Genomic DNA, 17998 nt, shown 5'->3' on the forward strand with positions numbered 1-17998 from the left:
AAGGTGATGCAGTTAACCAGCAAGACCACATACTGCTCATCCCATTGTTCAAATGTGATAATATCAGAAAGAATCAACGAACTCCCCAGTGCATCCGTAAGCACCTAACGTTCAAAGGTGATAATATCAGAATAGAGTCATTTATAGAGTTCATGGAGAGCCTGGCACCGCCTGAACTTGCACTTCCAGGTGACAGGATAGGATACCATGGCCCCGAAGTTGAGGTTGAATCTGTCCTGGTGCTCATGGACTACCTGGATGATGTGCCTGTGGATGGGTATGACCTCCTGGTCCTTCACCACCCACCCCAGGTTGAACCTCCGCTTCCATACTATGTTGCACATTCCAACTGGGACGTTGCCGATGGTGGTGCCTCTGATGCCCTCGCAGATGCCCTTGGAGTGGACGTTGAATCCTTCCTTGACCCTGAAACAGGGCTGGGACGAATATGTCGTGGGGACCTTACATTTGAGGAGCTCATGGAAAGAATACATGATCTGAGGCCAGGGGCGGTGAGGGTCGTAAACCCCAGAGAATACCTGGACAGGGTGGCTGTTGTATCAGGTTTCGGTCTCTCAGACAGGGACCTCATAAAAAGGGCCTTCTCTGAGGGAGCCCCTGTTTATCTATCAGGTGACCTCACCCATGCCTCGGCGATTCTTGCAAGAAACCTCAACATGACACTCATCGATGCAGGTCACCATGCAACAGAAATGCCGGGACTCCTTAGGCTGCGTGATATGATAGAGGACCTCGGGCTGATGGTGGACCTTATTGATACCGGTACTCCCTGGACAGAGTACCGCTATGAAACATTCTAGTACTGAGGGGATAAAGGAAATCCTCTCAGACTACGAAAGGACAGAGTACCGCTATGAAACATTCTAGTAGTGCACAAACGGGTGATATGATTGGAGATCTCTGAACTTGAAGGTAAAAAGGTGCCCCATGGAGAGGTCACGCTTGTCGGTGCCGGGAGACTGGGCTTCCGCACCGCCCTCAACCTCATGCAGATCCACCGTGGGGGCCCTGAAAGGATAAAGGTCATCGACGGCCAGAGGGTATCTGCAGATGACCTGATATTCCGCCTCATGGGGGCGAAGATAGGTGAATACAAGGTGAAGTTCATTGAATCCCTCGCCTGCGATGGCTTTTCAAGGACCGTTCAGGGCATACCCGAGTACATCACAGCCAATAACCTGGACCTCATAGGCGGGGATGTGGTCTGTGTGGAGATCGCAGGGGGTGATACCCTGCCCGTCACCGCAGAGATAATCAGGTACGCCCAGAAGAAGGGTGCTGCCACCATCAGCACCATGGGTGTATTCGGGATAGGTGAAGAGGACGTCTCAGTGGTGGATATAGATGAAGCTGACCCTGAAAACCCCATTGCAGCATATCTGCAGGCTGCGGGTATCCGTGAGCACATCCTTGTGGGCACAGGTAAACTCATAAGGGACTGGGAGCCTGTAACGCCCCATGTCCTGGACAGGGTCTCGGAGGTTATGACGGCAGAAATACTCAAACTCCTTCGGGGTGTCCAGAGATGATAAGGGTTGCCACAGCAGAGTGCTTCACCCATGGCATCGTTGCAAGGGAGATACACGCCTACTCCATGGGTTACCCCATGAACTACCACTGGAGGGTTGACGCTGAGGTCTCACTCGTGGCTGGCCTCTTCATACCCACCCTTTCAGGTATCCGTAGCATCCTCAGATTTGAGCCTCCAGAACCCTCTGCCACCCTCAACGACATAAAGGTTTACACTGAAAAGGAGGACGAAAGGGTGGCCCTCATGATGGCCCGCTCTGTCAGAAGGCTAACAGACGCGGATATAGGTATAGGTACAACTGCAGGTACAGGGAGGGGTGGTATTGCCGTTGTATCAGATGAGAGGGAGGAGGTTATAAACTCTGATGTGGAGGCAGACCTCAGATTTTCAGGGGCTGATGAAATCCTTGCAAGGCAGGAATCAGGGATAAGGAGGGCGCTGGAGTTATTTGAATCCTTTATCAGCCCCCCATAATATCAAAAGTTATTTATTGTATCCATGTTATACTATTCTAAGGGAAAAATAATAGGTGGTGGTTTAACTGCTTCTTGAAATAACCGACCTTGCGGTCGAGGTTAGCGGAAAACAGGTCCTCAGGGACATAGACCTCTACATCGACAGGGGCGAAACACATGTCCTCCTGGGACCCAACGGCTCAGGGAAGAGCACCCTCTTTATGACAATCCTCGGCTTTCCAAAGTACAGGGTCACAGATGGCCAGATACTATTCAAGGGAAAGGATATAACCGATATGAGTACAACCGAGCGGGTGAGGATGGGTATCGGTGTGAGCTTCCAGAACCCCCCTTCCATAAGGGGTGTGAAGCTCATGGACCTCCTCAAGGTTGAAAGTGGCCTCAGCACAGAGGATGAGCTGACACCCGAACTCAGGGAACTTGCAGCGAGGATGAAATTCGATGAGAGCTTCCTTGAAAGGGATGTTAACCTTGGATTCTCAGGGGGTGAGGTGAAGAGGTCCGAGATACTCCAGCTACTTGCACAGAAACCTGACTTCATAATGTTTGACGAGCCAGACTCCGGTGTTGATATAGAGAACGTTGAACTCCTTGCAGAGGAGATCAACGTCCTCCTGGACAAGGACAAGAAGCCTGGTATGAGGCAGAAGGCGGGGCTCCTCATAACCCACCTGGGCTACATACTGAACTTTGTGAATGCCGACACTGCCCATGTCCTCATGGACGGCCGTATTGCATGTTCAGGTAACCCCCAGGAGATAATTGATGATATAAGGAAGGATGGATTCAAGGGGTGTGTTGAATGCTGCGGGATACACTGAAGAAGGCTGAGAAGGCAAAGGACAAGAAGGCGCTCTATGGTGAGGACATCGACCTTGAAAGGTTCATAATGGAAGAGGCTGGTGAACACGAGGAGGTGACAAGGGCCAAGGAGGTCCCCAAGGAGGTCCAGGAGACCCTCCTGAGGGTTGGCGTGGACCCTGAGGAGAGGGAACGTGCAGGTACATTCATACAGGTTGACCAGTCAGGCATCTGCACCACATGCGCCTCAGAGTCCATCGAGATCATGGGCATGAATGTTGCCCTTGATAAGTACAGCTGGCTCAAGGACTACATGTGGAAGGCAGTGGCAGTTGACACCGACAAGTACACGGCCACAACGGCCCTAAGGGAGGCTGAGGGAGAGATGGGGGGCTACTTCATAAGGTCAAAGCCCGGTGCACGTGAGGTATTCCCGCTTCAGGCATGCATGTTCATCGGAGATGAGAGGGTAATGCAGACTGCCCATAACATCATAATCGCCGAGGAAAATTCCGAGCTTCACATAATAACAGGCTGTGCAACTGGTGAGGATGTGAGTTCAGCTCTACATGTTGGTGTATCCGAGTTCTACCTCAAACCTGGCGCCAAGATAACATTCACAATGGTGCACAACTGGGCTGAACAGGTTGAGGTGCGCCCACGAACCGGTATAATGGTGGGTGATAACGCGACCTACATAAGCAACTACATACTCACAAGCCCAGTGAAGAGCATCCAGTCCTACCCAACGGCCTACTGCAGCGGTGAGAACTCAAGGGTTGTGTTCCAGTCAATACTTGGTGGGCAGAAGGATTCTGTCCTTGATATGGGATCAAGGGTCATCCTTGAGGGTAAGGGCTCAAGTGCAGAGATGGTTTCACGTGCGGTTTCAAAGGATTCATCCCAGATATACTCAAGGGGGCACCTGGCTGGTCGCGTGCCTGAGGTCAAGGGGCACCTTGAATGCCATGGTCTTGTACTATCAGATGACTCCATGATATACGCGGTCCCTGAACTTGAGGGAAGTGCGACCGACCTTGAGATGTCACATGAGGCCGCCGTGGGTAAGATAGCCGAGGAGGAGGTCATGTACCTGACCTCAAGGGGTCTTACAGAGGAGGAGGCCGCCTCAATGATTGTGAGGGGATTCCTGAGTATGGATATAACTGGCCTTCCACCTGAACTGGCGGCTGAAACAAAGAGAATGCTTGATATGAGCCTCAAGGGTATGTGATATTGCTGGGGATGGTCCAGCAATACTCATTTTTTAAATAATAAGTTAAGAGAAGGAACGGATATTAAACCATCTATTCCTTAAAGAATAAGTTAAGATACGGGGCTAACGAATCAGATAATATCAACTTATTCTGCAATTATTATGAACTCGCCAACCTTCTCAACCTTCCCGAACGGGACAAGGAGATAGTCACCCTTCTTCTTGGCGCCCTTGACTGTCACGTTTCTCCCGCTGTCAACCTTAATGACAACGTCGGTTATTTTTCCAGTTTTATCGTTGATTATGAGCTCCTCAAGCTCCCCAAGGATACGTGCATTGTTGGTTGCAACCTGGTAGCCCTTTATTTCACTCCAGTACTTCTCTTCCCCTTTTATGAGTTTCTTCTCTTCCATCATTCTCACCTAATTTTTCCAGGACATGCAGATCACTGCAGCTATTTATGTTCACTGCCAGCTCCAGCATGGAAACCTCAAGGATCCTCTGATCTTGTACTCTGTTTTTACTCATTAATATATTTACCCCGCAGGGTACTAATCCATCCATTGAATCTGAAAACTCGAGCCCATGCGTTCTGCAGAGTTTTTCAGGTACAGCCACGCAGAGGGCCTCCTCACCACCCGCCAGGTACTCCCCTATTATCCAGTCAATGGTTGATGGGGAGATCAGCGGTAGATCCGCATTTATAACCAGAACAGGTTCATCCCGGGATTTTTCAAGGTGCGAGAGGATCTCCTGGAGGTCCTCAACGTAACCCATCCCTGATGTCCTGAATACGGCGTATCTCCCCCTTACATGTTCCTCTGTGAGGGGTGTGTTAGGGCTCGTTACAACTATTATCTCATGGACGCTCCTGGAAGAATCAAGGCTATCAAGCACGTAATCTATCATTGGCCTTCCAGATATTTCAAGGAGGGGTTTTTCACATTCAAGTCCCAGACGTGTTCCCCTCCCACCAGCCATTACAAGGGCCAGCATTATCATTCAATCCATTTATCCTCTTTCTTTGACTGGAGCTTTCTTCTCATCCCCAGTATGCATGGGCCGTTCTGCCTTCCGCCGAGTGGGGTATGGGGTGTTCCCATGGAGTTCATGCACCTCGCCATGACAGCGGCGCCGAGTGCAAGGGCATCGGATACAAATATGCAGTCTTTGAAGCGATCACCCACATATTCCAGTATGAGTCTGGGTTTTGTGCCTGTTATACCTGCCCTTCCTGTAACCCCAAGGACCGAGCCCTCCTCGATGACACCCTCATCAAATGCCTCATCTATCAGCCTCTTGACTATCAGTGCACTCACATGGTCCAGTGTGGCAAAGAGTGTATGTATGCCGTCCTCCTGGTATATGTTATGTCCAATCTCTGTCAGTTCCTGAAGTTTATCCCCGTTCTTACCGGCGTCGCACCCTATCAGAGTTGTCCCTGCGCTGTATGCAGCCTCTGTATCCACAGGGACTGTACCGAACCTTTTCCTGTTTACGGGCACCTTTCTTATATCGATTATTTCATCGTGTATCATCTCAGCGTGTTTCCTGGCATTCTTCCAGTTGGCTCCCTTCAGCACGGATTTCTTGTAGAGGTCAAGTGCGGCCCCACCCCTGCAGTCCACCATTTCGGTTCCTCTGATTATGGCGTCGGATATTGCACCTGCAAGGCCGCAGAAGTTTCCAATTGTCCTTGCGTAGGGTTCATCGGAATTGACTATTCTGCCTGCAAGGGTTGTCCCGAAGTCCAGGGAGACGCAGGGGTTTCTGTAATCAACAGTTGTCCACTTTGAGCCCACCTTGATACCCGCGGTTACAAGTTCGCCCTCCATCTCATTTGCAACGACCTCCCTTCCTGTTGGGGGTATGACACTTGCAACCGCACCATCGAATATGACCCTGTCAAGGTATGAGAAGTCCCTGAGGCGTTTGGGGATGTTCTCTATGGAGAGGGCTGGGGCCATTTTCCTTGGGGGTATTCCTGCTGCGAGACAGCCATCTGCAAGGGCTATTATGAGTTTACCCACCTCCTCAGGTGATCCAAAGCCGGCTGTAACACCAGTTGACCTCACCACAAAGTCAAGGTCATTTTCTATGTCAACCTTAGCCCTTCTGAGGGACTCATGTATTGTGTCCCGCACCAGTTCAGAGACAGATTCCTTTGTGAGTTCAACACCCCATACCGTCTTACCGAATACCTCCTCGCCCTCCTTAGGGGGTCTTATGTCACGGGTCATCTTCACGGTCTCATCAAGGAGGTATGTTCTGCTTGTGTTGAGGTTGGTGGCTGTCAGTATACACTTGGTTGTTGTGTTACCCAGTTCAACCGATGCCACGATGTAGTAGACGTCCGGGCGCATTGAGTAACCGGACCCCACGGTTTTCTTTGTGAATGGTGCTGTTTTTGTATCCTCTATGCTTATGAATCTGCTCTTTGCAATAATTGGCTTTGGACCAAATAGTCTGCTCAAAAATGACAACTGATTACCCCCTGATTTAATGTAATATTGTATCCGGGGGGATAATATAAATTTTATGAATAAATCCAGATGAAAAATAATAAAAGGGAGTGTCCGGTGGGCTTTACCTAAACCGTCCTCACCAGGTGAATGGTGCAGGGTGCGTAATGTACCACCTTCTCTGACACACTGCCAAGGAGGTGCTTGTCAACCAGGCTCTTACCTGTACCCATTATGATGACGTCAACGTCCTCCTCCTCTGCAAGTTTAACTATTTCATCTGCAGGGTCACCCTCAAGCATAACTCCCCTGAACTTCACGTTGGGGTTCTCCGGACCTGTGAGTCCCTTCTCCATGTCCCTGAGGATCTCCTTACCCCTCTCTGTTAACTCCTTAACCATCATCTCCTTAACCTTCTTTGGGGTGAGGAAGGGTACAGAGGTATCAACCACGTAGAGGCATATAACCTCCGCCTCCCTTCCATGGAGGAGGTCCAGGGTGTGCTCTATGAGTTCGTCCATGTATTCTCCCATTGTTGGAACCAGAATTTTCCTGTACATTTCAATCACGCCAGTACAAAGAGTCTCATGACAACGTATGATATGTATACTGCAAGTAAGATTATGCCTCCACTCCTTTTAAGTTTCATGTCCCCCTGCTTTATAAGGAGCACCAGGAGTACCGTCACAAGTATCATGACCGGTGCGTCAAAGCTGAGCGAGAGAGGTTCAACAGGCACCGGGGCTATGAGAGCAGGGACACCTATACCCACAAGTATGTTGAAGGTGTTGCTTCCAAGTACCGTGCCTATTGAGAGCTCATGGAGGCCCTTCACTGCAGATGAGAGTGTAACCACAAGTTCCGGTATACTTGTACCTATGGCCAGTGTGAAGAGACCCATTATCATGGCTGGTATCCCTGCAATGTCTGCAAGTTCCACACCACTGTATACCAGGATTCTGCAGCCTATAACAAGACCAGTGAAACCTACAACCGTAAGGGCAAGTTTTTTAAGGTCAAGTGGTTCCCTCTGAGTTTCATGGGAATTCTCATCAGAATATGATTTCTGGGCCTTTAGGAGTCTCCAGAGGTAAACAGAGTAAAGAAGCACCATTGCAGCCGCTGCAAGCCTCCCTATATTCCCGAAGAACATGAAAAAGAGTAGTATCAACCCTGTCATGAGGGTGGCGCTGAAGTCCCTTTTCAGTCCATCGGCGTTTGTCTCTATGACCCCTGCAACCAGTGCAGATATCCCGAGTATACCTGCAATGTTCCATATGTTTGAACCTATGACACAGCCAACCCCTATGTCTGTACTGCCTGAAAGTGAGGCTATGAGGGCCGAACCAAATTCAGGCAGTGACGTTCCAATGGCAGATGCTGTGACACCCAGTACGACCTCAGATATGCCCAGTGAGGATCCAAGATCCACAAGGTTGTCCACAAAGACATCTGCAGATTTTATAACCAGAATCAGTGAGACCACCAGTGCAGCTATAAGAATCAATACATTTCCAATCAAGTTATCACCACTGAAAAACTTTCTTCCATTCCCTCAAGACCAGTATATTAATTGCATATTGACACTTAAAACTTTGTGTCGGAAATATGTTGCCGTTTTCTTCTATTTAAAACATTCCATTATAATAAAAATAAATTATTTAGTAATAACAACAGTTGAAAAAAAATGAAATTTCTGGCTGCTCCTAGAGCAGCTTGAAGAATGGGTGGTCTTCCACAGCCTCGGTGCCTATGTCCTTGGCTGCTTCGCTTATGAATATGTCGGCCATTGCACAGGCTGGGAATGCCATTTTGGCATTTTCTATTGGGCCGTACAGTATGAAGTCACCACCGGCCATCTGCTGGATCAGGTTGGATCCAACGTCACATACAGGCCAGGCTTCTTTGTGTTCCTTCTTGTACTCACGGAGCCAGTCCCAGGCTGATGGCACGTTGTGGATACCGCTACCAACAGGGTATCCCCATTTGCTCTTAACTGCAAATGAGGTCCTCACAGCAACACCTGCACCCTGACCGAGTGGTGTAACTGCAACGTCCATGAGGTACTTGTCGATACCACAGTCGGCGGCCATTTCAAGAAGACCCTTGTCTATTGTACCTGCACCGTCTTCCCAGATTCCAATTTTACCCTCAACTGTGGGGTCCATTGGGTTGAATCCCAGGACGATTGAAGCTGAGAGTTTTGTGTTCTTGAGTGCCTCAAGTTCTGACTCGTCGGCGGCCATGTTGACTGAGTTGTAGATGGCCCTGTCCTCAAGGCCAACTTCATTGGCGTACTCTGCACCGGCGATCCTTGCCTCACGGGATGTTGAGTCTATGAAGAATGGTGCGTCTGTGATGTCACCCACGAATTCAAGGTACTTGACTATTGCCTCAGGTGTCTGACCGAAGGTCTGCACGATGTGTGGGTTACCTGTGACATCTGACATCTCTTCCTGTGTCTTTATGAGGGTCTCTGCCTTATCCTTGTCAAAGACACCTGCCTTTTCATCCTCAATGATGCTGTGTCCACCATAAAATATTGTTCCTGCTAGTACGGTTGGGTACTCTCCTGGCTGACCACCAATCTTGGTTCCAGCTATGTCCAGTACGATCTGTTCCTTATCAAACCTAAACATATGTAAACCTCCAAGCTATAGTCCGAATAGGGATTTTAAAAGTCCTTTTAACAATCCTGCAAACAGTATGTTGGTTACTGCAAGGATAATCAGACCTATCACAATACCATATAAAATACCAATATCTCTACCGATCTGCTGTCCTATGCGCTGTGAGTACTCACCGACAGTGAACTCCACTTTCTCCTCTATTTCATCCAGTTTCTCATTGGCCTTGTTGAATTCATCAGCAGAGACAAGTACGCGGGGTATTGTGGTTTTTTCTTCCTCTGACATCAGATCACCCCTAATATGCTCATCATTGCAGGCACACCAACAAGGAGGACAGCCAGGAGGAACCCTATGGCTATACCTGAAATCCTTGTGGCTATGAGGCCCGCAAATAACCTGCCATCTCTACCGATGAGCTGGTTTCGGTATTTTATGTCCTCTACAACGTTTTTAATGCCACGTATATTGGGTTTGTTGGATAGTATAATCATCTGGAAGCCTCCCTAGACCAGTAGAAGTATACCCAGTGTCAGGGTGAATGCAAGACCTATCATTATACCCTGAACCTTACCTGAGTACATACCGGCGAACATTCTGTTGGTGGAACCTATCATTTTAACCTGTGTCTGGATGTTCCTCATCCTGGCCTCAATAAGGGCTGTTTCTGGTGCCACAGGTTTTACCTCTTCGCCTTCCTCTTCTTCTCCGCCTTCCTCGACCTTTATGATCATGGCCTCTTCTTCGAATGCACCAGGGTCCTTCTCGATGCATTCCTTGACCTTGGTCTTGATGGCGTCGGCGTCCTCAACGTCTATGAGGTTGACGATCTCGAGCTGTTTCTGGAACCTCTCAATACCCTCATCAGGTATGTTTTCAATGTATGGGATGGCACCGGTTGCACCGATGATGTTCCTCTTATCAGGGTCCACACCGTTCTGGTGCAGGGCCTCAATGCTCTGCCCGGTTATGTGGCCCTGGACCTCTGAACCGCAGAGTATGAGGAATCTGATGTTGGGGTTTGATATGAGGTTGGCGATCATCTTTTCGATACCGAGGTTCTCTGTCTTGCATGGCCCTGCAATGGCAGCGCCGGCCTCCACTGGTATGTCTTCGATGTGTGAGGCGAGGGTGGTGGCAGCCACAGGACTTTCAGGGTCGCCCACGATGTAGTCACCGTTGACCACAGGCCATCCTTCAGCAGGTGATTTCTTTTCAACCACTTATAACACCTCCTATAAGAGCAGGGCAAACAGGATGATCAGACCAAGTATGAACCCGTAAACCATATTGGTGAGTTTACCTGCTGTCAGGTACACTCCTTCCCTTCCAGGGTAGGAACCCTCAGGGATGGTTGTTGGGTCCAGTGAGTTAATCAGATCATCAGCTGTAGCCTCTAATGCAGCTATCTGTTCGTTTATTTCATCCATGGATAATATTATGACTTCCCTTCCAAGGGCAGCCCCTATCATACCGGTGGAAGGATCAAGGGTCAGGTTGTATTCCGGAGCGATCTTAACAAGTGGTAACATTTCCATTTTTAAAGCCTCCTAGTGCTCTTCCTCCTTAGGCCAGAGACCTGACCATTTCACGGATGCGGCTTCCTCTAAGGATGCGCTCACGAATGCCCTGAATGCCAGTATCCAGCAGAGTGCACCGACAAGTGAAACAACCCACCAGCCAGGGTTGAGTCCTATTCCAAGTAGACCCACAACGGCCATGGATATGAACCCTGTTGATGCTGCAAGTTTCAGTGTCCTTGTCTGGTTCTCATTTGGACCAAGACATGCGTTGAATGGGTGCTGGATTGCCATTGTGTTGAGTATGAATAGCAAGCCTATGAATCCTGTTGTTATGACTGATGTGAGCATTGCCTGCAGTGTGTAGCTACCTGCAATGGCTGCTGAGAATCCAAGGACTGAAAGTGCTGCTGCACCTGAGATCTCCGCAGTGCACTTCTCGAGGATTGGGATTTTCATCTTAACTATCTTCTTACCCAGTACAGCCACAACCACACCGAGTATCATTGCCAGTATCAGTGCAACAACAGGTACTGCAAGGGCAGGTACCACAAACACTGATGCCAGTCCAGCGACCACACCAACTATACCTATTGCAACTGACATGTACCCGATTGATGGCACACCGGTACCGAGACCGTAACTTGCAACCCTCCTTATGGCGTCTGCACCCCATACTATTGCACAGACTGCTCCAAGGGAGGCCAGAACTGGTCCTATGACCGGGTTAACTGCGGATGCGTATATTCCTGCAAGTCCGCCCAGTATTCCAAGTGCCATGAGCCTGCTCTCAGGTATGGCTGCGCCGGCTGGTCCTCCAGCTGCTACTGACATTAGAAGACACCTCCGTATACGAGTAATGTTGAAAGGGCCCCTGCAACAATGGAGGCTATGAGACATGCAACTATTCCCCTGCCGATCCTCTTGAACTTAGGATCGTGGAAACCTTCTATTGTACCTCCAATGTTATATGATGCAATAACCGCGTTTATGAAGAATATGCCCACGGCAAAGATTGCTGCAACACCTGCAGCACCCATTGCACCATATGACAGGGTCCTGAGGGCCTCGTTGAGTGCCCAGTAGATGAGCCCACCTCCGATTCCACCGAGGGCTCCTCCTATTATACCGCTGACAAAACAGACCGTTGGAAGACCATGCCCCTCGGTACCCGGGGTGACGTATTTTTCCTGTTCCATGCCTGTTATTGGGTCAACGCTGACCTTTGCAGATACCGGAACGGTACCCACACCAAAGACGTAGATCAGGTTACCCACCAGCATGGTGATACCCATCATGAGCATTGAACCAACTGCGCCGGCAGCCATTATCATGAGGGGTGACTGTCCGGTCATTGCTGCGGCGGTTATGAGTCCTGTAAGACCTGCACCCGCAGCAAGCATGGCTGTACCGGTACCCACACCTGTTGCTGTTGCCATGGCTGCTGGTGCACCACCCACAGGTACGAAGTGCACGCCTCCACCTATGAGTACTCCTCCAGCGGTTATAGCTCCTATCAGTAATAATGGATCCATTTATTCTTCCTCCTTGTATGGTCCATACCTGTTCCTTGCAAAGACTTCAAGCCTGTTGTTGAGGATTATCAGTAACAAGACTATTATGAGACCAGATATTATTCCACCGGTTATACCGAAGACTATTGTGTTCCAGAAGCTGAGGAATACTATTGCACCGAAAGCGAATCCTGTTAGAGGTCCACCGTACTTTGCACAGAAGTGAACAACGTCCATTGAGTTTCTTGCTCCGAGCTCTGCCTTTGTTGTTATGTCACCGTGAATCGCAACAGGTATACCTCCACCGAATGGGTACTGCTGGTACTCCCTTTCAGCACCGTAGTGGACGTCCCCTGTTGATGAACCGATTGCACCTATTGTTATACCCCAGAGCACTGCAAGAAGTGGCAGTGGGAATGGGTGTGCAAATCCAGGGATCGGTAATGTCATGAGATATGATAATCCTACAATACAGAATGTCACGATAAATCCATGCCCTGCAATTGGGCCTAAATGCTGAACCAGCATGTCCATGAAGAGTGGCTGGTTGAACTGGGACTGGCTGACAATTCGTCCCATGTGGGATGTTACAGCGTAGGTTGTGTGTACCATTGCAGCGATTACAGCACCGATTGCAATGGCCATTATCACAGGCAGCTGTACTGAATTCATAAGGACAAATGCAACTGAACCAGCAATTCCGCACCAGGTTCCGTAGGCAACGGGTTCCCCTGAAACGGCCTTGTTGATTATTCGGTGCAGGTGTCCCATCTGTGGTGCGAGCTGAACCTGTGAGTTGGGGTTACTCTGGGATCCTACGTCAGACTCTAAGTCCTCTGCGGCTCCTGCTATGGTTGCAGCTGCACCCATGAGAGCTACAACACCTAAACCTGTTATCATAGGGTCCATATTTCTTCCTCCTTTTATTTTTTTGAATAAAAAAAATTAGGTGCATTACACTTAAAAAGTTTGTGTAATGCACCTTCGTTAATCTATTTTGCAGGTGTTATGAGTGCTCTTTCACCGGCTGGTTCGAACTCTCGCAGAGCACCTTTGGCGAATTCGCCACGGACGTTGGTGAAGTCGAAGACGAGGTTGTCGTCTGCAAAGGCTATTTTCACCAGTGGGTTGAACACGAAGGCGTCTCCACGGGCAGCGTGTGGTGCCTGTGATATACCTGCGTATTCACCCTGGTGTCCCACGTTCATGGCGTAGTTTGGATAGTTAGGTCCACGAAGCTCCAGTGGCAGTCCCTCGTCGCCCCTTATTGAGAAGACGTTGGATGCACCGCACTGGTCCTGGAGGTCGTAACCGTAGAATCCTAGCCTTGAGTGCTGTTCCTTGTGGAGGTACATTGAGAGGTACCATCCGCTGAGACCTGTCTGGGCGTTTGCTGTTGCGAATGCTGTGGAACATCCGGATGCAGCTGCAACGACTGCTGCCCTCTGTGATCCACCGAACTGGTCCTCGAGGAGTGCTGGGTATTCCTCGTACTGTTCAAGGCCGTAGAATGTGACCTCACTTGCAACGTCCAGGACGGTGTCCATGGTGTTTGGTGCCTCACAGAGTCCATACTTGTCCTCCACGTACTCCTTACCGAAGTAGGTGAAGTCGTCAAGTATGTTGTCTGTGTATGCTGCTGTAGCGTACTGGGTGAATCCAACACCACCTGACATGTATGATCCTAGCCAGATCTGGTCGTAGAGCATTGCACCGGTTGCCACAACGTCCAGGGTCACCCTGACAGGGTCCTCATAGTTGACCCTTGAGCTCTGACAGATGTCGGCAAGGTAACCGAATGGTACACCACCAGGCTCGTTTTCACCCCTTGCACGTCTCACAGGCAGGTATGTACCCATGTGTATGACTTCAGCGTGTTTTGCAGCGTATGCGAAGTCACCTGTTGCGGCTTCACCTGCTGCCTGTTTGTAGGCTGAAATCATGGACATACCTATCTGCATGGCGGACCATCGTGAGGTTGTTGCACCGTCACAGGTCCTTGAGACTATGGTTGGGATCCTGACGACCTGCCAGATTCCGTCTCCAACCTCTGCCTTGAGGGTTTCTGCCTGGTCTTCTGGGAACTGTTTGTTGATGTCTATGACGAATGCAGGGTCGATCTCATCTGCTATTTCGTCGTTACCTGTGAATACCTTGACGTAACTGTCTGCCACCAGTGCAGGGTGGGTTTCCACCATGTGCTCCTGTACGACAGCTGCACCTGGCATTGCGTGGTTCACTGTTTCAAGGTAGTGGGTTATGGTCTCAGGTGTGACCTCCTTACCCAGCCTCTTTTCTATAACAGCGTGGGCGTGGTTCAGACCGACAATAACGGTCCTCCTTATGTCGTCCCACATCTGCTGCATGGCAGCGTTGTTTACGAAGTGGAGGTCGTCCCCTTCAACATAGGTATCGGTTGTTGAAACCTGGTAGGGCATGAGCACCCTCTGACCAAGTGGGGTACCTATGTCAGGGTTGTACTGGGGTATGCCCCTCTTTGCTGCCACTTCTTTACCAGCGTTCACAAACTCGGTTTTTCTTTCTGACTGTTTCCAGCCACCAAGTGTGTAGAATGTGGTTTTCTTCTCTTCAGGGGATTCTTCAAATTTTTTCTTTAAAGCGTTTATGAACAATTTGTCAGCCATAATCTACACCTCCCCCGGATTATTCTGGGTTGAACCCTCCTTGTGATCTTAAAACGTGGATTCTCTGCATGATCTCCACGGCTTCTGTATCATCACGGTAGGCTTCACCATCCACACGGTAGATGGTTGTTTTTTCCATCAGGGTTTCTTCATCCAGTGGTTCACCAAGATCCACAGGTTCGTCCAGTTCGTCGCCGATCTGGTTTTTGACCATTTCGACTCTGCCGGTGTCCCTGTTGTAGATCTGCCTTCTGAGCATGTCGAACATCATACCGTCCTCATCGAGACGCAGTGAGTGTCCGTGGACAGATTTACCCCTGACACCTGACCTTGCAGGGTCAAAGAACTCTGTTTCAAGGAGTTCCTTGGATATCTTTTCAAGGTCCCTCTCCCTGGTCTCTATGATCTGACGACCTGATAGTGTACCTGCGTCTGCACCCCTGTACCTGCAGAGGTATGCCCTTGATCTCACATATGGCTGGGCCGGGGCGAAGTACATTGAGTCTGTGAACTGTATGTATCTAACCCTGTCACCGGCCTTTGCACCGTCTATTGGTTCGACCATTTCTCTTATTGCGTCCTCTGGTTCATCCATCTCTTCAAGTGGTGGGTGAACACTTGGGTATTCTTCCCCTGGGGCCCTGTGACCCAGAATCTTTACTACATCTTCATCTGAGATTTCTCTCAGTTTTTCAAGTTCGTATTCAGGGTTACAGAAATTCCTTCTGTTCTGAGCAACCTTAGTTGTTCCGGGATAGTATTGTGCCATATCATGCACCTCCTAAAGCTAACTTAACCTTTCTTATAATCTCATCCAGTTTTTCCTGGGGACAGGTTTCTCCTCTAATAACTCCACTCACGATGTCGACGATTGTTCCCTTGGTTTTTGGTTCATCTGGCATTACGGCCCTGGTTTTGACACCTATCTTCGCAAAGTCCTCAAAGTCAACCGGGTATTCGCATATGACTATGCATGGGCGGTCAACGTTTCTGAGTATGAGGCGTGCCTTGTAGGTGATGTGATTCTTGACGCCGCCAAGGTGCACCACAAGGAGTCTGTGCCGCTTCATCTGCTCGACTTCAGCAGGTGTTAATCCAAAGAGGCTTCCTGCACCGGCACTTGGAGCGTCCTGTGGAACCCCTGCGCCTGCGTTGAGTACCAGGGTACTGGTCATTATGTTTGCTTCCCTCAGGGCAAATGTTATCTCGCAGACAGGCTTGGTTATGTGGCGCCTGCCGGGTGACATTGCCACTGCCAGAACTTCACTTCCGCACTGGGCAAAGGTGCCCCTCTGGGCTATTCCTCCGCCTTCACCCATACCCATTGTCTCTCTACAGTCAACCACGTGAGTGCACTTTCCGATCATCTAATGCTCCTTCTTCCTTTTTATTATTGTGGCCCTTTCACTGAGCCTGGCGTTCTGATCCGTGAGACCGATGAGTTCATCAGGAATCTCATCAAGGTTCTCGCCGTACTTTATCTCATCTGTGACGGTTTTCTGTGTTCTTATGTATTTGCCAGGAGTAACATCATATCCAAAGGGCAGGAGATCCTCGCAAACCCTCTTGATATCGGTTATTGTCTCCTCGTCCTCCACTTCAAGCAGCACACGGCCAGTTTTAACCTGAAGTTCAAATTCCTGACCTTTCACGTTGATTATGCGCCTGTCAGGGTGGTCCTCTGGCGGTAGTCTCTGTCCGTGGATCACCATTCGCTTAACGCCATGGATGTCCTCAAGGCGGTTAAGGAGTTTCTCTGTGGTGTCGGCCCCTAGCAGCCTGTGAGGAAATATCTGAACGTCCATTGGTTTTTTGCCCCCAGTTCTGAGAGATTATTTAGATTTCGTTTTTAATCTCAGCTGCTGCCTCCACAACATATTTGAGTGGTTCTCGGAACTCGTCAACCTGGCTGAATACTTCTTTTATGAGTCCAGAGGTTGCTTCTGGTGAGAACATCTGGGTTCCTGCATCCAGTGCCATTGCGGCTGCCACGCAGGGTATAGCGAATCCCTTACTGTGCCTTGTAACGATGTGGTTTCCGTTGAAGATACCTGGTCCACCACCACCGTAGATGGAGTGGCTGAAGAATGAAAATCCTACAGCTGTACCTTCCACTTTACCGAAGTCCACGCTTGGCAGTCCTGTTTCGAATTCTATGAGGTCGTTGTAGTAGAGCAGAGTTGATGATACACCCTGAGCTGCCCTTGCTGCACCCTGGTTAACCATTGTGGCTGCCATGAGTCCGGCTGCGGCGTAGGCGTTCCACATTGCAAGGTCGTCTGTACCGTAGACCTTGTAGTCTGTGAGTTCCTTCTCAACTTTTATGACACCGTCTTCCAGGGCCCTTTCAACCAGGTCTGCTATGACTGAGCCAACTGTACCTTCTTTACCGTTGGCCTTAACAAGGTCAAAGACCAGGTTGTCTGCGTTCATTCCCTGGTATGCAAGTCCAAGGAGGTGCATCCTCTCAAATGCTCCTACAGCGTCACCCATCTCGAACATTGCTGTCTGTTCAAGTATTGTTGATAGTGCTGCTGTCTGGAGTGTGTTTTTGAGTGTGGCTGCAACAACATGGTTCACCATGATGTTCCTAAGTGCGTATCCTGGGCCTTCCAGTTTCTGTGGAATGTCCAGCATTGTTGCTATGTTTGCCCCCATGTACTCCACAGACTGTGGATATCTTCCCAGAACGGCTGCTTTAACCATGTTAGCATCGTACATGCTAACATCAAACTCGTTGATTATGGCCTGGACAAATGCTGTGGCGGTTACGAGTGGTGCTGCAGAGTACTCTGCTGCAACATCGAACCTTGCACTTGGGACCTGTACGAGTGCCCTTTTACCTCCGCCAAGGAGTTCGACGTTGGTGTCGTCGTCCTCAGTTACCTGTATCATTTCCTTTGCAGCGGCTGCTATTGACTCGGCGTTCCCGACAATGTCGAGATCGAGTTCACGGCCCATTATCTTACAGGCAGGTCCGCCGACCTTCGCTGTCTTCAGGGCGTTTTCTATACCTTCAAGGTTCACAGCCACTGTCCTTTTAATCCCCTGTACTATGCTTTTAATGGCGGGGTTCCTTAATGGACTTAGAGCTTCTAATGGCACCTGTTCTTCGACGAGGTTGCCTCTGTCGTCGTACAAGTCGACCTTATCCTCAAACTTCGCCATTTTTTCCCTCCTAGCAA

General features: G+C 49.6%; 23 protein-coding genes. 5 read left to right on the top strand and 18 right to left on the bottom strand.

What is annotated here, in order from left to right:
- The first annotated feature begins 152 nt into the window (after window positions 1-152).
- The 5 genes from OXN82_RS06605 (at window position 153) to OXN82_RS06625 (ending at window position 4063) form a co-directional block, all read left to right on the top strand.
- Complete coding sequence (locus tag OXN82_RS06605) at window positions 153-821, top strand: Nif3-like dinuclear metal center hexameric protein (RefSeq protein ID WP_321211105.1); 669 nt, start codon at window positions 153-155, stop codon at window positions 819-821.
- A 90-nt stretch (window positions 822-911) separates the two neighbouring features.
- Complete coding sequence (locus OXN82_RS06610; RefSeq protein ID WP_321211106.1) at window positions 912-1550, top strand: ThiF family adenylyltransferase; 639 nt, start codon at window positions 912-914, stop codon at window positions 1548-1550.
- Entirely contained in the window at window positions 1547-2026 is a 480-nt protein-coding gene (locus OXN82_RS06615) for a FeGP cofactor biosynthesis protein HcgF family protein (protein WP_321211107.1), read from the top strand. The genes OXN82_RS06610 and OXN82_RS06615 overlap by 4 nt, the downstream gene beginning before the upstream one ends.
- A gap of 67 nt (window positions 2027-2093) precedes the next feature.
- Window positions 2094-2849: a Fe-S cluster assembly ATPase SufC gene (gene sufC, locus OXN82_RS06620; protein WP_321212172.1), complete on the top strand. Its 756-nt coding sequence runs from the start codon at window positions 2094-2096 to the stop codon at window positions 2847-2849.
- On the top strand, window positions 2831-4063 hold the full coding sequence (locus OXN82_RS06625) for a SufD family Fe-S cluster assembly protein (protein WP_321211108.1): 1233 nt from the start codon (window positions 2831-2833) through the stop codon (window positions 4061-4063). The genes sufC and OXN82_RS06625 overlap by 19 nt, the downstream gene beginning before the upstream one ends.
- Window positions 4064-4191: 128 nt before the next feature.
- On the opposite strand, the gene OXN82_RS06630 is transcribed toward OXN82_RS06625, so the two are convergent.
- The 18 genes from OXN82_RS06630 to mcrB all read right to left on the bottom strand — a co-directional run bounded on the left by OXN82_RS06630 (window position 4192) and on the right by mcrB (window position 17981).
- Complete coding sequence (locus tag OXN82_RS06630) at window positions 4192-4458, bottom strand: PRC-barrel domain-containing protein (RefSeq protein WP_010876775.1); 267 nt, start codon at window positions 4456-4458, stop codon at window positions 4192-4194.
- On the bottom strand, window positions 4412-5041 hold the full coding sequence (locus OXN82_RS06635) for a TIGR00454 family protein (protein WP_321211109.1): 630 nt from the start codon (window positions 5039-5041) through the stop codon (window positions 4412-4414). The genes OXN82_RS06630 and OXN82_RS06635 overlap by 47 nt, the downstream gene beginning before the upstream one ends.
- A 2-nt stretch (window positions 5042-5043) precedes the next feature.
- Window positions 5044-6528, bottom strand: coding sequence for a methanogenesis marker 14 protein (locus OXN82_RS06640; protein ID WP_321211110.1), 1485 nt, complete (start codon window positions 6526-6528; stop codon window positions 5044-5046).
- A 107-nt stretch (window positions 6529-6635) separates the two neighbouring features.
- Window positions 6636-7067 carry a universal stress protein gene (locus OXN82_RS06645; RefSeq protein ID WP_237779312.1) on the bottom strand — a complete coding sequence of 144 codons (432 nt, stop codon included), beginning with the start codon at window positions 7065-7067 and terminating at the stop codon, window positions 6636-6638.
- 5 nt (window positions 7068-7072) lie between these two features.
- On the bottom strand, window positions 7073-8029 hold the full coding sequence (locus tag OXN82_RS06650; RefSeq protein ID WP_321211111.1) for a calcium/sodium antiporter: 957 nt from the start codon (window positions 8027-8029) through the stop codon (window positions 7073-7075).
- A gap of 184 nt (window positions 8030-8213) precedes the next feature.
- Window positions 8214-9146 carry a tetrahydromethanopterin S-methyltransferase subunit H gene (gene mtrH, locus OXN82_RS06655; protein ID WP_321211112.1) on the bottom strand — a complete coding sequence of 311 codons (933 nt, stop codon included), beginning with the start codon at window positions 9144-9146 and terminating at the stop codon, window positions 8214-8216.
- A gap of 15 nt (window positions 9147-9161) precedes the next feature.
- Window positions 9162-9422, bottom strand: coding sequence for a tetrahydromethanopterin S-methyltransferase subunit MtrG (mtrG, locus tag OXN82_RS06660; protein ID WP_013296330.1), 261 nt, complete (start codon window positions 9420-9422; stop codon window positions 9162-9164).
- Window positions 9422-9628, bottom strand: a complete 207-nt coding sequence (gene mtrF, locus OXN82_RS06665; protein WP_013296331.1) for a tetrahydromethanopterin S-methyltransferase subunit F — start codon at window positions 9626-9628, stop codon at window positions 9422-9424. Before mtrF ends, mtrG begins: the two co-directional genes overlap by 1 nt.
- A gap of 12 nt (window positions 9629-9640) precedes the next feature.
- Complete coding sequence (gene mtrA / locus OXN82_RS06670; RefSeq protein WP_321211113.1) at window positions 9641-10357, bottom strand: tetrahydromethanopterin S-methyltransferase subunit A; 717 nt, start codon at window positions 10355-10357, stop codon at window positions 9641-9643.
- Between the two features lie 12 nt (window positions 10358-10369).
- A complete protein-coding gene (locus tag OXN82_RS06675) occupies window positions 10370-10672 on the bottom strand; it encodes a tetrahydromethanopterin S-methyltransferase subunit B (protein ID WP_147671450.1) in 303 nt (100 codons plus the stop codon).
- A gap of 12 nt (window positions 10673-10684) precedes the next feature.
- Window positions 10685-11488, bottom strand: a complete 804-nt coding sequence (mtrC, locus tag OXN82_RS06680; RefSeq protein WP_321211114.1) for a tetrahydromethanopterin S-methyltransferase subunit MtrC — start codon at window positions 11486-11488, stop codon at window positions 10685-10687.
- Window positions 11488-12189 (bottom strand): tetrahydromethanopterin S-methyltransferase subunit D, encoded by a 702-nt coding sequence (mtrD, locus tag OXN82_RS06685; protein ID WP_160322964.1) that lies wholly within the window; start codon window positions 12187-12189, stop codon window positions 11488-11490. The genes mtrC and mtrD overlap by 1 nt, the downstream gene beginning before the upstream one ends.
- Entirely contained in the window at window positions 12190-13077 is an 888-nt protein-coding gene (gene mtrE, locus OXN82_RS06690; RefSeq protein ID WP_160322963.1) for a tetrahydromethanopterin S-methyltransferase subunit E, read from the bottom strand.
- Window positions 13078-13160: 83 nt separating this feature from the next.
- Entirely contained in the window at window positions 13161-14813 is a 1653-nt protein-coding gene (gene mcrA / locus OXN82_RS06695; RefSeq protein ID WP_321211115.1) for a coenzyme-B sulfoethylthiotransferase subunit alpha, read from the bottom strand.
- A 19-nt stretch (window positions 14814-14832) separates the two neighbouring features.
- Window positions 14833-15582, bottom strand: a complete 750-nt coding sequence (mcrG, locus tag OXN82_RS06700; RefSeq protein WP_160322961.1) for a coenzyme-B sulfoethylthiotransferase subunit gamma — start codon at window positions 15580-15582, stop codon at window positions 14833-14835.
- Window position 15583: 1 nt separating this feature from the next.
- Window positions 15584-16180 (bottom strand): methyl-coenzyme M reductase I operon protein C, encoded by a 597-nt coding sequence (mcrC, locus tag OXN82_RS06705; RefSeq protein WP_160322960.1) that lies wholly within the window; start codon window positions 16178-16180, stop codon window positions 15584-15586.
- On the bottom strand, window positions 16181-16618 hold the full coding sequence (gene mcrD, locus OXN82_RS06710; RefSeq protein WP_147671445.1) for a methyl-coenzyme M reductase operon protein D: 438 nt from the start codon (window positions 16616-16618) through the stop codon (window positions 16181-16183). It abuts the gene before it with no gap.
- A 31-nt stretch (window positions 16619-16649) separates the two neighbouring features.
- Window positions 16650-17981 (bottom strand): coenzyme-B sulfoethylthiotransferase subunit beta, encoded by a 1332-nt coding sequence (gene mcrB, locus OXN82_RS06715; protein WP_160322959.1) that lies wholly within the window; start codon window positions 17979-17981, stop codon window positions 16650-16652.
- Window positions 17982-17998 lie beyond the last annotated feature (17 nt).

Source organism: Methanothermobacter sp. DP (assembly GCF_026692625.1).
In the GTDB taxonomy this organism is placed as follows: domain Archaea; phylum Methanobacteriota; class Methanobacteria; order Methanobacteriales; family Methanothermobacteraceae; genus Methanothermobacter; species Methanothermobacter marburgensis.

What these genes read in the sequence shown, in the direction of transcription:
- OXN82_RS06605 (WP_321211105.1), top strand. Translation starts at nt 153, where the DNA reads ATGGAGAGCCTGGCACCGCCTGAACTTGCACTTCCAGGTGACAGGATA.
- mtrG (WP_013296330.1), bottom strand. Translation starts at nt 9,422, where the DNA reads ATGTCAGAGGAAGAAAAAACCACAATACCCCGCGTACTTGTCTCTGCT.
- OXN82_RS06635 (WP_321211109.1), bottom strand. Translation starts at nt 5,041, where the DNA reads ATGCTGGCCCTTGTAATGGCTGGTGGGAGGGGAACACGTCTGGGACTT.
- mcrC (WP_160322960.1), bottom strand. Translation starts at nt 16,180, where the DNA reads ATGATCGGAAAGTGCACTCACGTGGTTGACTGTAGAGAGACAATGGGT.
- OXN82_RS06630 (WP_010876775.1), bottom strand. Translation starts at nt 4,458, where the DNA reads ATGGAAGAGAAGAAACTCATAAAAGGGGAAGAGAAGTACTGGAGTGAA.
- mcrA (WP_321211115.1), bottom strand. Translation starts at nt 14,813, where the DNA reads ATGGCTGACAAATTGTTCATAAACGCTTTAAAGAAAAAATTTGAAGAA.
- mtrD (WP_160322964.1), bottom strand. Translation starts at nt 12,189, where the DNA reads ATGGATCCATTATTACTGATAGGAGCTATAACCGCTGGAGGAGTACTC.
- mcrG (WP_160322961.1), bottom strand. Translation starts at nt 15,582, where the DNA reads ATGGCACAATACTATCCCGGAACAACTAAGGTTGCTCAGAACAGAAGG.
- OXN82_RS06675 (WP_147671450.1), bottom strand. Translation starts at nt 10,672, where the DNA reads ATGGAAATGTTACCACTTGTTAAGATCGCTCCGGAATACAACCTGACC.
- mtrH (WP_321211112.1), bottom strand. Translation starts at nt 9,146, where the DNA reads ATGTTTAGGTTTGATAAGGAACAGATCGTACTGGACATAGCTGGAACC.
- mcrD (WP_147671445.1), bottom strand. Translation starts at nt 16,618, where the DNA reads ATGGACGTTCAGATATTTCCTCACAGGCTGCTAGGGGCCGACACCACA.
- mtrE (WP_160322963.1), bottom strand. Translation starts at nt 13,077, where the DNA reads ATGGACCCTATGATAACAGGTTTAGGTGTTGTAGCTCTCATGGGTGCA.
- mcrB (WP_160322959.1), bottom strand. Translation starts at nt 17,981, where the DNA reads ATGGCGAAGTTTGAGGATAAGGTCGACTTGTACGACGACAGAGGCAAC.
- mtrC (WP_321211114.1), bottom strand. Translation starts at nt 11,488, where the DNA reads ATGTCAGTAGCAGCTGGAGGACCAGCCGGCGCAGCCATACCTGAGAGC.
- mtrF (WP_013296331.1), bottom strand. Translation starts at nt 9,628, where the DNA reads ATGATTATACTATCCAACAAACCCAATATACGTGGCATTAAAAACGTT.
- OXN82_RS06625 (WP_321211108.1), top strand. Translation starts at nt 2,831, where the DNA reads ATGCTGCGGGATACACTGAAGAAGGCTGAGAAGGCAAAGGACAAGAAG.
- OXN82_RS06645 (WP_237779312.1), bottom strand. Translation starts at nt 7,067, where the DNA reads ATGTACAGGAAAATTCTGGTTCCAACAATGGGAGAATACATGGACGAA.
- OXN82_RS06615 (WP_321211107.1), top strand. Translation starts at nt 1,547, where the DNA reads ATGATAAGGGTTGCCACAGCAGAGTGCTTCACCCATGGCATCGTTGCA.